The sequence below is a fragment of the Candidatus Solincola tengchongensis genome (assembly GCF_015711935.1).
In the GTDB taxonomy this organism is placed as follows: domain Bacteria; phylum Actinomycetota; class Geothermincolia; order Geothermincolales; family RBG-13-55-18; genus Solincola_A; species Solincola_A tengchongensis.
Genome location: NZ_JACVJJ010000094.1, coordinates 25,777 through 37,585 on the forward strand (window position 1 = coordinate 25,777; position 11,809 = coordinate 37,585).

General features: G+C 64.1%; 13 protein-coding genes and 1 pseudogene. 1 reads left to right on the forward strand and 13 read right to left on the reverse strand.

Annotation, left to right across the window (positions count from 1 at the left end):
• Window positions 1–97: 97 nt before the first annotated feature.
• The 13 genes and pseudogenes from H7007_RS08760 to H7007_RS08820 form a co-directional block, all read right to left on the reverse strand.
• Window positions 98–292: a CooT family nickel-binding protein gene (locus H7007_RS08760; RefSeq protein WP_287154799.1), complete on the reverse strand. Its 195-nt coding sequence runs from the start codon at window positions 290–292 to the stop codon at window positions 98–100.
• Window positions 285–659 carry a DUF5318 family protein gene (locus H7007_RS08765; RefSeq protein WP_287154801.1) on the reverse strand — a complete coding sequence of 125 codons (375 nt, stop codon included), beginning with the start codon at window positions 657–659 and terminating at the stop codon, window positions 285–287. Before H7007_RS08765 ends, H7007_RS08760 begins: the two co-directional genes overlap by 8 nt.
• Window positions 660–848: 189 nt before the next feature.
• Window positions 849–1,475, reverse strand: a complete 627-nt coding sequence (locus H7007_RS08770; protein ID WP_287154803.1) for a histidine phosphatase family protein — start codon at window positions 1,473–1,475, stop codon at window positions 849–851.
• A gap of 527 nt (window positions 1,476–2,002) precedes the next feature.
• Window positions 2,003–2,458 (reverse strand): RsbRD N-terminal domain-containing protein, encoded by a 456-nt coding sequence (locus tag H7007_RS08775; RefSeq protein ID WP_287154805.1) that lies wholly within the window; start codon window positions 2,456–2,458, stop codon window positions 2,003–2,005.
• Window positions 2,459–2,719: 261 nt separating this feature from the next.
• Window positions 2,720–3,250 (reverse strand): MogA/MoaB family molybdenum cofactor biosynthesis protein, encoded by a 531-nt coding sequence (locus tag H7007_RS08780; protein ID WP_287154807.1) that lies wholly within the window; start codon window positions 3,248–3,250, stop codon window positions 2,720–2,722.
• Window positions 3,247–3,726 carry an MOSC domain-containing protein gene (locus H7007_RS08785; protein ID WP_287154809.1) on the reverse strand — a complete coding sequence of 160 codons (480 nt, stop codon included), beginning with the start codon at window positions 3,724–3,726 and terminating at the stop codon, window positions 3,247–3,249. The genes H7007_RS08780 and H7007_RS08785 overlap by 4 nt, the downstream gene beginning before the upstream one ends.
• Window positions 3,713–4,234 carry a cyclic pyranopterin monophosphate synthase MoaC gene (gene moaC, locus H7007_RS08790; RefSeq protein ID WP_287154811.1) on the reverse strand — a complete coding sequence of 174 codons (522 nt, stop codon included), beginning with the start codon at window positions 4,232–4,234 and terminating at the stop codon, window positions 3,713–3,715. Before moaC ends, H7007_RS08785 begins: the two co-directional genes overlap by 14 nt.
• 174 nt (window positions 4,235–4,408) lie before the next feature.
• A complete protein-coding gene (moaA, locus tag H7007_RS08795) occupies window positions 4,409–5,392 on the reverse strand; it encodes a GTP 3',8-cyclase MoaA (protein ID WP_287154813.1) in 984 nt (327 codons plus the stop codon).
• Window positions 5,393–5,446: 54 nt separating this feature from the next.
• Window positions 5,447–5,671 (reverse strand): annotated as a pseudogene (locus tag H7007_RS08800) (thioredoxin family protein); the annotation flags it as partial.
• Between the two features lie 12 nt (window positions 5,672–5,683).
• Complete coding sequence (locus H7007_RS08805) at window positions 5,684–5,845, reverse strand: hypothetical protein (protein ID WP_287154815.1); 162 nt, start codon at window positions 5,843–5,845, stop codon at window positions 5,684–5,686.
• Window positions 5,846–6,181: 336 nt separating this feature from the next.
• On the reverse strand, window positions 6,182–7,348 hold the full coding sequence (locus tag H7007_RS08810) for a glycerate kinase (RefSeq protein ID WP_287154816.1): 1,167 nt from the start codon (window positions 7,346–7,348) through the stop codon (window positions 6,182–6,184).
• Window positions 7,349–7,749: 401 nt separating this feature from the next.
• Window positions 7,750–8,568, reverse strand: a complete 819-nt coding sequence (locus H7007_RS08815; RefSeq protein WP_287154818.1) for a sulfide/dihydroorotate dehydrogenase-like FAD/NAD-binding protein — start codon at window positions 8,566–8,568, stop codon at window positions 7,750–7,752.
• Complete coding sequence (locus H7007_RS08820; protein ID WP_287154820.1) at window positions 8,565–9,350, reverse strand: ATP-binding protein; 786 nt, start codon at window positions 9,348–9,350, stop codon at window positions 8,565–8,567. Before H7007_RS08820 ends, H7007_RS08815 begins: the two co-directional genes overlap by 4 nt.
• Before the next feature lie 723 nt (window positions 9,351–10,073).
• Between H7007_RS08820 and H7007_RS08825 the strand changes: the two genes are divergently transcribed.
• Window positions 10,074–11,291: a diacylglycerol/lipid kinase family protein gene (locus tag H7007_RS08825; protein WP_287154822.1), complete on the forward strand. Its 1,218-nt coding sequence runs from the start codon at window positions 10,074–10,076 to the stop codon at window positions 11,289–11,291.
• The last annotated feature ends 518 nt before the right edge of the window (window positions 11,292–11,809 follow it).

The following is an 11,809-nucleotide window of genomic DNA, read 5'->3' on the forward strand; positions in this document are numbered from 1 at the left end:
GGGAAACGAAGCCGGGAAGACCCGGCCCACGCGATACGGGCGCAGGGACAGGTAAACCCTACCGAGCGGTGCGTATTTTCCCCCGGCAGCAGGTGCGTCAGGAAGAGCGGGGACGCAGGAGCACTTTGTGGTCCAGGAAGGTGATGGACGCGATCTCCGCCTCCAGGACGCTTTCCTCCCCGATGATGTTGGTGAGGTGGACCTTCCCGCCCTCTTCCTTGATGTTCACCACGTCCTCCATGACCAGCTTCTCCTGGTCACCCTCCAGCAGGTAGGCATGGGATTCACACATCCGGCTCCCCTCCAGGGTTTTCGAAGTGGATGCTGCGCACCAGGTGGTTCCAGCAGCATCCCACGCAGACCTCCACCACGTAGCAGGTGAAACTCCGGTACTTCTCCCGCAGCCCGTTGAATATGGTGCGGGTGGGAAAAACCCTCCCGTTGTCGTAGTTCAGCTCGTCCCCGTAGACGAAGTTGAGCAGGCGCAGCTTCTCGCGGCGGCAGATGGGACATGTGAAGCGGGTGTCCTCCCCCACGTTCCTGGCGATGCGCCTGATCTCGGGGTGGGCGTCGCAGACGTCGTACACCGATAGCCTCCCGGCGCGGTAGTCGCGCAGGACGGAGCGTTTGCGCAGCGTGTAGTCCACCGTGGTGGCCACGCTCTTGATCTTCCCGCTTCTGAGTGCCGTATCCATATCGGGATAATTATAACCCACCCGGGGGCCGTGAGCCTCCCGTTACGGGTCGTGGAGGAAGGGTTGCCGGATCCCTTTTCGGCCTTTACGGGACCCTCCGGCCGTGAGGCCCGCTTTGGGTGATGACGCCGGTCGTTACGGCAGGGAGGGGGTTCAGGTGCGCTGGTCGGCGCTCTCCAGGCCTTTCAGGTGCGCGGTGTCGTTCATGCGGCGCAGCATCCAGACCCTTCCATCGTGGGAGATGACATTGATGGCCCCGTTGGACTGGTCCACCCTCCATATGCCCGAAGTGGAGAGGCCGAGCACGATGCAGATGATCATCCGGTTGATGAGCTTGTGCCCCACGAGGAGGACCCTTCCCGAATGCCTGTCCGCCAGCTCCTCCAGGCCCTCCCTCAGCCTCCTGCGCACCGCCTGGAGCGATTCGCCGCCGGGGAAGGTCACCTTTCCCGGATCTTCAACCCAGAGGCGGAAGACGTCCGGCCATCCCTCCCGGACCTCTTCCACGCTCTTTCCGCTCCATTCGCCGTAATCCACGTCGATGAAGCGGTCCAGGGGCTCCACCCTCCCCCCGTGGGGCTCAGCCACCGCGGAAGCGGTCTCCATCGACCTCCGCAGGGGGCTGGAGTAGAAAGCTTGGAAGGAAAGGTCGGAGAGGTAGTCGGCGGCCGCACGGGCCTGCCTCTTTCCCCTCCGGTTGAGGGGCAGGTCCACACGTCCCCGGAAGACGTCCGCCCGGTTGAACTCCGTCTCTCCGTGCCTCAGCAGGATTAGCTCCAAGGTCCTCTCCCTTCCGCGTCGTCCGCCGATGGAGGAAGTGATCTCCACATCACCCCACGTCGCGCCATTCAGGATAACCAAGCGGCAGGCGGGTGGCAACCCGGCCTACCTCCTCGGCCCGGTCACCGATTCGGGGATTCGGGGCGGTTGCCAGGGATAATGAATTCAACCCGTTTATTCGGGGCTGGCGGCGACCCCCTACGCCGGTGGCAACAGGATGGAAAGCTACTTCGGAGTGACCCTGTAGTGGATATGCCACGGAAAGTTCGGCGGTGTGTGTCGGATGAGGATTCACAGTGTTCCGTCACGGTTGTGAAAAAGGGAAAGGGCAGGCATCGTGTTCTATCCGCCTATCGGGGAGAGGCAGGAGATTAGGGTCGTGAAAGCCTTTCCCCAAGGCCCTTATCCGGTTGCATTTCCTCGAGGCGGATGCCGTCGCCGGTTTCGAATACGGGCTTTATTTCAATGGGGGCTTTATAGTCGGTATGAATATAAGCTTTGAGGTTTGTAGGGATTAACATCCACGGTCATTGGTTGACCGCCCGAGCCGCCTCCAGGGCTTCCATGTATCCCTGGGTGGTGTAATAGATCGCCCGGTCGAAATACAGGACCACCTGGTTGTTGAGCTCCAGGGCCTGGTAAAGCTCCAGGTTGGTCTGGGTGAGCCCCTCGGAGAGTACCTCCAGCCAGAGGTAGCGTTTCAGGAGGATGAGGGCCATGAGGACCTCCTCCAGGCGGAACCCCTCCTGGAATCTCCTCTGTCCGAGGTTCATGTAGAAGTGCCGTATCTCCTCCTTCTGGGTCTCCGGGCTGAGCCAGTAACCCAGCCTCTCGTAGACGGCCATCGCCCTCTCGAAGAGCAGCTCTTCCGGGAAGTGGTGGTAGGTGGGGGTGTACTTGGACTGCCGGACTTCCTTCAACCAGAGCTTGGCTACCTTGTCCGCCCTGGTCTCTATCATCTTGATGAACCGCCTGGTAAGCACGATTACCTCCGGTCTTGCTCCCGCTCCATGCTCCTGACAGGGCGAAGGACACGCATATTATAACCCTTTCCCCCTCCTTTTCAAATTTGCCTTTTATTAACCTCTGAATTCGCCTTTCCCGGTGTGGAAGGGGGTTTTGAACGCCCATGGAGAGACCGGAAAAGGGGTTCCTTCCCTGCGTAGCGGAGCCCTGGCCCTGCCTCTTCCCGGGATGCCCTCTGCGCGCCCCGACCCCGGTTCAGGAAGGGGCGGGGACTTCCCTCACCCGGCGCATTCGCCGGGGTCGCCGCGGAGCTTGTCCAGCCCGTGGGGGAGGGCGGGAATGATGACCTCCAGGTTCTCCCTTGCCCCCCGGGGGCTTCCCGGGAGGTTGACGATTAGGGTGGATCCCCGGATGCCGCTCACCGCGCGGCTGAGCATGGCGTGGGGGGTCACCCGCAGGGAGGCGGCCCGCATGGCCTCCGCGAATCCGGGAGCTTCCCTCTCCACCACCCGGCGCGTGGCCTCGGGGGTCACGTCGCGAGGGCTCATCCCCGTGCCTCCGGTGGTCAGAACCAGGTCCACGCGCAAATGATCGCAGAAGTGGCGGAGCCGCTCCTCGATCATCACCGCTTCGTCGGGGACCATCTCCCGCGCCTCGACCTTCCATCCCTCCCGGAGGACCACTTCCTCCACTGCCCGGCCGGAAAGGTCCTCCCGTTCCCCGGCGGCTCCCTTGTCGCTAACCGTGAGGATGGCCACCCTGAAGGGACGCCGGGGCGAGTCGGATTCGCCGTTGTGTTTAGGGCTCACTTCTCCTCCTCCGCTTCCCGCTCGCGGGGGCCTTCCTCCAGGACCTCGATGCGGTCTCCCGCCTTTGCCGTGCCGCCCTTGAGGACGCGGGCGAAGATGCCCTCCCGCGGCATGATGCAGTCGCCGGCGGCGTAGTAGATGGCGCAGCGTTCCACGCACTCCTTGCCTATCTGGGTCACCTCGAGGAGGATGTCCTTTCCCACGCGCAGGCGGTCGCCCACCTTCAGGCGAGTCAGTTCCAGGCCCCGGGTGAGCAGGTTCTCCCCGAAAGCGCCCGGACGCAGGCCCTCGAGTCCCATGGCCCGCATCTTGTCCACGCTCTCCTCCGCCAGCAGGCTCACCTGACGGTGGCCGAATCCTGCGTGGGCGTCGCCCCGGATGCCCAGGTCCTCCACCAAGAGGACCTCCTCCACCTCCTCCTTCTGGACGTGCTTTTCCGCGCTCACGCAGACGGCCACCACCTCACCGCTGGTCATCATCGCCTCCTCTGACGAAGGTCCCCGAGCGCCCTCCCGTCTTCCTCAGGAGCTGCAGGTCGGTCACGGTCATGGAGCGGTCCACCGCCTTGCACATGTCGTAGATGGTCAGGGCGGCGACGGCGGCCCCGGTAAGGGCCTCCATCTCCACCCCGGTGCGGTCGCGGGTCCTCACCGTCACCAGCACGGTTATGGAGGAATCCGACTCATCGACCCGGAAATCGGTCTCCACCGAGGTGACGGAGATGGGATGGCACATGGGGATGAGCTCCCCGGCACGTTTGGCGGCCATGATCCCCGCCACTCGCGCCACGGCCAGGACATCGCCCTTCTCCACCTCCCCGGCGACGATGAGCTTCAAGGTGGAGGGTCTCATCACCACTCTGGCCTGGGCCAGGGCCTCGCGGACGGTTACCGGCTTCCGGCTCACGTCCACCATCCTGGCCCTTCCCCGTTCGTCCAGGTGGGAAAGGGCATCGGCCGGTTTGCTCTCTTCGATGTCCGACATCCAATGGCCTCCCTCTTCCCGGGGTCTCTCCTCTCACCCCCGCTCACCGGGGGCGGAAGCACCCCGCTTAGGGTGTCGCCCTTCCTGACCCTTCCCTGACTTCCCCGCCGGTGGTATTGTGAGGCTCACCGGCCGGAAGGCCGGGCACGCGCCATATCATTTCCCGTATCGCGCTCATCCCCCGATGCGGGACATGTTCGTCTTGGTAAAAGATTCCAGTTTACCGTGGTCGTAAGGTTTCTTGTCCAATGCCGTGAGGATGGCCCGGTAGATCTCCTCCTCGGTTTCCCGGTCGTCCTTTCCGCCCCGCAATATCCCTCTCACGTCCACCTCCTCCGTGGAGAAGAGGCAGGGCTTCATCCTCCCCTCTGCGGTGAGGCGCAGGCGGTTGCACTCCGGGCAGAAGTGGGAGCTCACAGGGGAGATGAAGCCTACCATCCCCCGCGCCCCGGGCAGCCGGTAATAGCGCGCCGGGCCCGCGCCGAGGGGGGAAGGGGCCTCCTCCATGGCCCCGTGGCGCAGCAGGCGAGCCCGGATGACCCGGTTGGAGACGAAGTAGGAGGCGTCCACGGCCCCGCAAGGGCTCATGTATTCGATGAACCTGACGTGGACCGGCAGCCTGTACACCAGGTCCAGAAAGCCCTCTACCTCGTCGTTCAGGTGCTTAAGGGTCACCACGTTTATCTTCACCGGGTCCAGCCCGGCCTCCAGGGCCGCCTCCACCCCCTCCAGCGCCGTGGCGAGGTCGCCCCCACGGGTGAGGCGGCGGTAGGTCTCCGGGTGGAGGGAGTCGATACTCACGTTCACCCTCTTGAGGCCGGCTGCGGCCAGGCTCTCCGCCTTCTTGGCCAGAAGGGTGCCGTTGGTGGTGAGGGAGATGTCCAGTCGGGGACGCAGGGAGGCGATGCCCCTCACCAGCTCCTCCACGTCCCTGCGTACCAGGGGCTCCCCTCCGGTCAGGCGAACCTTGCCGATGCCCGCCCGCAGCGCAACCCGCAGGAAGCGCAGTATCTCCTCGTAGGTGAGGATCTCCGCATGGTCGAGGTGAGGGACGCCCTCGGGGGGCATGCAATAGATGCAACGCAGGTTGCACCGGTCGGTGACCGCAAGGCGGAGGTAATCGATGCGCCTCGAAAAGCGGTCCACCAGGACTTTCATCTCTAAGCTCCCTTCCCAGGTGGGGTGGAACCTCGCCGCGGGTTCACCCTCGCCTCATTCGGCAAGAAGCGGTTCGATCCGGGCACGTATGGCGTCCTCGGTCTGGTAACCCACGAGGCGGGAGGCCTCGTTGCCGTCGCGGTCCAGAAAGACGAGGGTGGGCGTGGCCGAGATGTGGTAACCGGAAGCCTTTTCCGTCTCCTCCCAAACGTTGATCTCAGTGAAGTCCACCCTTCCCGCGTATTCCTCCGCCAGCCGAGCCAGCACGGGCTCGAGTTCCCGGCAGGGTGTTCACCCGGGCTGCCAGAAGTTCACTACCTGCGGCCTTCCCGCCGCCTTCCCGGGAGCTGGTTCCTTTTCTGTTTTCTCTCCGCATCCCGGGAAAAGCATCAGCGCCGCTATAGCCAGTATCATCGGCACCACGTACGCTGAAAGCCTGTAGCGCCCGGACATCATAACTCCTGTAATAAAGGGCCGCCTTGCTGCGATTATAGCACAGAGGATTCTCAAAGCCGCGTGCCTGTTTCCGCGCATAGTAGTCGCAGAGCGACTTTTGGAACCCCGGTCACCGTCGAGACCGGGGACGAAGCCGCCTTCCGGGCCGCCGTTTTCACATATTGTGTTACATTTTTTCGAAATGGGACACGAAAAGAGTTCCTGCGTGCTTCTCGGGCCGTGCCTTTTACGGCCACTCGCGCCTCAAGGCCGGCCATGAGCCTCCGGTTCCCGCAGGGTGTGTCCGGACCGAACGGTGTCCATCTGCGCGAGAAGCGCTCGACGGAACGGTCATCACAGGAGAACCCTGATAAGCATGGCGATCTCCCGGGAGGTGGCGGCGAGGAGCCGATGGGCTTGGCGCAGGGAATCTTCCAGGGAAAGCGGGCCGCCGGCGGTGGAGAACATGGCCGTCACGCCGCTCTCGTGCAGCTTCTCCGCCCCCGGGGCGAGCTCCCCGGCCAGGGCCAGGACGGGGATGCCTCTATCCGCAGCCCTGCGGGCCACGCCGTTCACCGTCTTGCCGCGCGCCGTCTGGGCGTCCAGCCTCCCCTCGCCGGTCATCACCAGCCGTGCTGCGGAGAGGAGCTCCTCAAAACCCACCGCCTCCATGACCACATCGATGCCCGGTCTTATCTCCGCGCCCAGGAACACGGCAAGACCGAATCCCAGGCCGCCCGCGGCTCCCGCGCCGGGTAAGCCGGCCGGACCCGCTCCGGGGGTCGGCTCCGCGGGGCGACAGGGCATAGGAACCTGCGCCGAGGCCACCTCCGCCAGCCGGGCCAGCCCCCTTTCCAGGGCCTCCACCTCCTCCGGACCCGCTCCCTTCTGGGGCGCGTAGACGCGCGAGGCCCCCTCCGGTCCCAGCAGCGGGTTGTCCACGTCGCTGGCCACCACGATCTCCACCTCGCGCAACCTGGGGTCCAGACCGGAGAGGTCGATGCTTTCCAGGCGATGGAGATACCCGCCTCCGGGAGGGAGTTCCTTGCCCTTGCCGTCCAGGAAACGGGCACCAAGGGCGGAAGCCATGCCCGTGCCTCCGTCGTTGGTCCCGCTCCCCCCTATGCCCACGATGATGCGGGTGGCTCCCAGGTCCAGGGCTCCGCGGATGAGGTCGCCGGTCCCGGCGGTGGTGGTATTCATGGGGTCCCGGCGTTCCGGGGGGATGAGCTGGAGGCCGGAGGCGGCGGCCATCTCCACCACCGCGGTCTTCCCGTCCCCGCAAAGGCCGAGGGGAGCCCTCCGCCTCTCGCCCAGCGGCCCGGTGACCTCCATCTCCACCAGGCGACCCCCGGTGGCCTTGACCAGGACATCGAGGGTACCCTCCCCGCCGTCGGCCAGCGGACAGAGGACGCATTCCGCCTCCGGCCACCCCTCCAGGAAACCGGCGGCTATGGCCTCGGCCGCCTGGGACGCGGTGAGGGACCCCTTGAACTTGTCCGGACAGACGAGGACGCGCATCGAACCTCCAGGTACGCTCGCCCCACGCGGTTCATGGCTTTACCGCGGAGAAAGCCATTCCGGAGGAGAGGGTCGTTCCGGAGGGATACGATCGCTCCTCCCGGGGTGAACTTCTCTTCCCAATGTATCCGACCGTGGAGTGATGGGCCGCTGCCAGGGCATGTAATCGCGACATCGGGGACGATGTCCCCCATGTTCGGGATCCCGGACTGGAGAAAGGGTGGCTGCCTTCATCCAGGAGCTCGGACGGCAAGCCGCACATTTCGATGCTCATGTTGATTCCTCCACTGGATTCACGGAGGTCTTCACTCAAGGCCGGCAAAGGCTGAGTCGCGGGAATCTATTTCCTCCTCCGAGCCCCTGCGTCTCGGTGTGGCCCTCAGCGCCCGCGTCCCTCCCCTTCAGAGGGGCATGTTGCGGGCTATCTCCTCCTCCTCCAGGTACTGGTCGAGCCGGGCGAGGAGGAGGTTCCAGTCCACCAGGTGCCCGTCGAACTCCGGGCCGTCCACGCAGGCGAAGCGCGTCTTTCCGTCCACCTCGCACCGGCAGGTCCCGCACATGCCCGTCCCGTCCAGCATTATGGAGTTCAGGCTCACCTTGGTGGGTACTCCGAATTCCCGGGTCACCGCGGAGGCGAACTTCATCATCACCGCCGGGCCGATGGCCATCACCAGGTCCGCCCCTTCCTCCTTCAGGACCTGCTCCAGCGCCCAGGTGACCCTGCCGGAGAGCCCCTTGGAGCCGTCGTCGGTGGTCACCAGAAGGCGGTCGGTGACCCCGGCCATCTCCTCCTCCAGAATGAGCAGCCCCGCGGTGCGGGCTCCGATGATGCCCGTGACCCGATTGCCGGCGCGGCGCATCTCCCGGCAGATGGGGTAGATGGCGGCGATCCCCACGCCGCCTCCCACGCAGACCACGTGCCCGAAGCGGTCGATCTCCGTCGGTCTGCCCAGGGGGCCCACCAGGTCGAGTATCTCCTCGCCTGCCTCCATGCGGCTGAGCTTGGCCGTGGAGCGGCCCACCACCTGGAAGACGAGGCGTATCCAGCCTTCCCGGCTGTCCCAGTCGCATAGCGTGAGGGGGAAGCGCTCGCCCCGTTCGTCCAGGCGGAGGATGACGAACTGCCCCGCCTGGGCCCGCCTGGCGATGCCCTCAGCGCGCACCCTCACGGAATGGACGCGCTCGGCGAGGTCCTCCTTGGATAAGATGGCATAACTCATGCTTCCACTCCCAGTTCCTGGAAAAGCCTTTCCTTGATGCGGCGTATCTCCTCCACGAAGGCCGAATCGGCGTCGTAAGGGCTTGTGCCCTCCAAGTCGGCGCGACGGATGTTCTGGTTGTAGGATATGGAGCCCAGGTAGGGCATCCCGTCCAGGCGGGACCTCACCAGTTCCTCCTCCTCCGGTGACTGGACCTTGTTGAGAACAACGAAGACGCGCCGCACCTTGAGGTCTCCCGCCAGCCTGCGGATGGAATTGGCCGTCTGCAGGCTGCGCATCCCGGGCTCGATGACCACGATCATGGCGTCCACCGCTCCCGCCGTCCCCCGGCCCAGGTGCTCCAGGCCGGCCTCCATGTCCATGATCACCACGTCCTTGCGGGCCAGGAGGAGGTGCTGCAGGAGGGCCTTGAGCATCACCGACTCCGGGCACACGCAACCCCCGCCGCCCTCCTTGACCGTGCCCATGACCAGGAGGCGCACCCCCTTGTGCACTTTGGACAGCGCTTCCGGGAGGTCGTCCACCTTGGGGTTCATCTTGAAATAAGTGCCGAAGGTGCCGGGCTTGGAATCGGTGCGCTCGGCGATGAGCTCCTTCATGTCGGCGATGGGGACCACGCCCTCCATCTCCTCCTCGGGGATGCCCAGGCTGGAGGCCAGGTTGGCGTCGGGATCGGCGTCCACGGCCACCACATTGTATCCTTCCTCAGCCAGGAGGCGGGCCAAGCCGCCGGCCAGGGTGGTCTTGCCCACTCCGCCTTTCCCGGTCACTGCTATCTTCAAGGCGATCACTCCTTCCCGCCAGGGCGCTAGATTTAAATGGCAATATGTGGAAATTAACCCGCTCCGCGATCGCGAGTCGCCGCTTTCCGGAAGAATTATACTACAGCCCTATCCGAATCCCGGTAGGAAGGCCTTGGGATGCAGGCGGTTTAGGGAGCTTGGCCCTTTCGAGGTTGCGGGCCACCTTGCCGTCGGGCCCCCCACGAGGTAGCCGAGCGCGATGCCCTCCATCAGGCACGTACCGGGAATGCCCGTCCTTTCGCGACCGGCATCCTTCCAAACCCGATGAGCGGCGCGGCGCGCCAGGCGGGAAACGGCTTGAGCGTTCGCCGTTCTTCTGCAGCGGCCTCAGCCCTCGCCGCTCGCAGAGCTCCAGGCCTTGCCTTTGGGAGAGTCGGGTTCGTGCTGGGGGTAGTTTTATGAGGGTACCCTCGTCAAGGTCGGGGGGGAGAGAGAACCCGTTCTCTAGGCGACGCGAACGGAGAACGTGGAGGATTTTCCAAGCGGTAAAGAGTGGCTGTCTCGACCTCGCCTGGGTTTCCTGAAAATGCGAACACGAAACCTTATAATGTTTACTGATCGAAAAGGGCGTGTTACCATTTGCATCGATCGGCGGGGGCGACCACCTTTCCCGCTTACCCGGGATGTCGTTGTGGGGAAGGCGTGGAGGCCATGGCCGCGCGCGGCCGAGGGTCGAGTGTCGAAGGGGAGTGGCTATACATCGTGACCGAAACCGTAAACGAGCGCAGATATCTGGTCATCGTGAACCCGGTTTCGCGGGGCGGCAAGGCCCAGGAGGAGGGAGTCTGGCTGCTCAACCGTCTCAAGCGTGCCGGGGTGCAATACGAAGCGCTCTTCACCGAGCGGGCCGGACACGCAGAGGAGATGGTGGTGAAGTGGGCGGAGGATTTCGACGTGGTGGTCTCCGTGTCCGGGGACGGCACGACCAACGAGATAATCAACGGCATCATGAAGGTCCCTTCCTCCAACCTCAAACTGGCCATGTTCCCGGCGGGCACTGCCGACGATTTCGCGTGCAACATGGGCTATGACCGCAAGGACAAGGAGCAGGCCCTGCGCGCCATCCTGGGAAACTGCTGCCGCACCATAGACCTCATCCGCTATGACGACCGCTACGCGGCGGTGACTTTCGGCCTAGGGGTGGATTCGGAGATCGCCGACGGCGCCTACAAATGGAAGCGCTTCCGCATCCCGGCCTACTTCTACAGCGGCCTGAGGAAGTGCTTCTTCGAGGAGAGGAAGCGTTACTTCGTGCGCTTCGACTATGAGGACCAGACATTCGAGGACTGGGTGCTCATCGCCATACTGTGCAACGCCCCCCTGTTCGGGAGGTACATCAAGATTCACCCCGAGGCTCGCATGAACGATGGCATCCTGGGGCTGACCATAGGGCGGGAGATGCCCAACATCTACGGGCTGGTGCTGTTCCTCTTCGCCTGTATGGGAGGGCGGCACGGCTTTTCCCGCAAGGTCTCCTTTCACCAGGTGCGCAGAATGCGCGTGGAATGCAAGACGGATACCTACGCTCAGATCGACGGCGAGGTCTACAAGTTCGACGCCGGCCGGGTGATCGAGCTCTCGGTGGTGCCCGGAGCTCTCAGGGTACTGGTGCCGCCGGAGTCTCTTCGTGACCGCAAGCTCCCCTTTGTGCCCCGCGAGGAGCCCCCGCAGCCTTTGCAGCTGCGCCTCATACCGCCGCAGGCGGGAGTGGCCGAGGAACTGGAGGCGCTCTCACGCCGGGTGAAGGCCAGGGTGGAGCAGGCCCTGGAGGCGGCGCGGGAACATAGGCGGCGCGTTGTCTTCCCGGGACTTGGGAAGCAGGCTGGCAGGCAGCAGTCATTTGATTTCGAGAGGGAGGAGAAGAGGCTGGTGCGGCGGGCGGCGCGGCGGCTGAGGAAGGAACTGGTAAAGGGAATGTGACCGAGCTGAAAAGTTCACCCTCGGTTATGTTGCGGTAACCGGGGAAAGGACAGGATAAAGGTTGATCTATATCATTTTTTGCCCCAATTTCCCCTTCGGAGAGCCTTGACACCCATGCCCATCTTTGATAACTTCAAATCGTCGGGTGGGGATGATACGTAGATTGTAGACAGCAAGCCCCGCCCGGGGCTTATGTTTTTGAACCTTGAAAGAGAGGCCCTACGCTATTAGCTGCCGGCCAACCCCATATGACCTATAGCATGAGATAACTTCAGCACATTCCACCCCCTGAATAGCCCTATCCGCCGGTGGCTAATAGCAACTATTATGAAGGAGGTGCTTATGCGCCTCCTTTTTTACTTCCCTTTTATAGGCCTGAGAGCCGCGGGGCGGAAGGGTTCGGGGCGGGCAAGCTCCGGCCTCCCACAGGGAGGATCAGCCGACCCCAAGCAGTGCACGTGGCAGTTGGCGGTGCAACCCTCGAGCGGCGAGAACCTCCCCGGACCGGTGCGGCGCGA

Excerpts from the sequence above, each read along its gene's own strand:
- H7007_RS08805 (WP_287154815.1), bottom strand. The coding sequence starts at position 5,845 with ATGTCCGGGCGCTACAGGCTTTCAGCGTACGTGGTGCCGATGATACTG.
- H7007_RS08785 (WP_287154809.1), bottom strand. The coding sequence starts at position 3,726 with ATGACCAGCGGTGAGGTGGTGGCCGTCTGCGTGAGCGCGGAAAAGCAC.
- moaC (WP_287154811.1), bottom strand. The coding sequence starts at position 4,234 with ATGTCGGACATCGAAGAGAGCAAACCGGCCGATGCCCTTTCCCACCTG.
- moaA (WP_287154813.1), bottom strand. The coding sequence starts at position 5,392 with ATGAAAGTCCTGGTGGACCGCTTTTCGAGGCGCATCGATTACCTCCGC.
- H7007_RS08815 (WP_287154818.1), bottom strand. The coding sequence starts at position 8,568 with ATGAGTTATGCCATCTTATCCAAGGAGGACCTCGCCGAGCGCGTCCAT.
- H7007_RS08810 (WP_287154816.1), bottom strand. The coding sequence starts at position 7,348 with ATGCGCGTCCTCGTCTGTCCGGACAAGTTCAAGGGGTCCCTCACCGCG.
- H7007_RS08760 (WP_287154799.1), bottom strand. The coding sequence starts at position 292 with ATGTGTGAATCCCATGCCTACCTGCTGGAGGGTGACCAGGAGAAGCTG.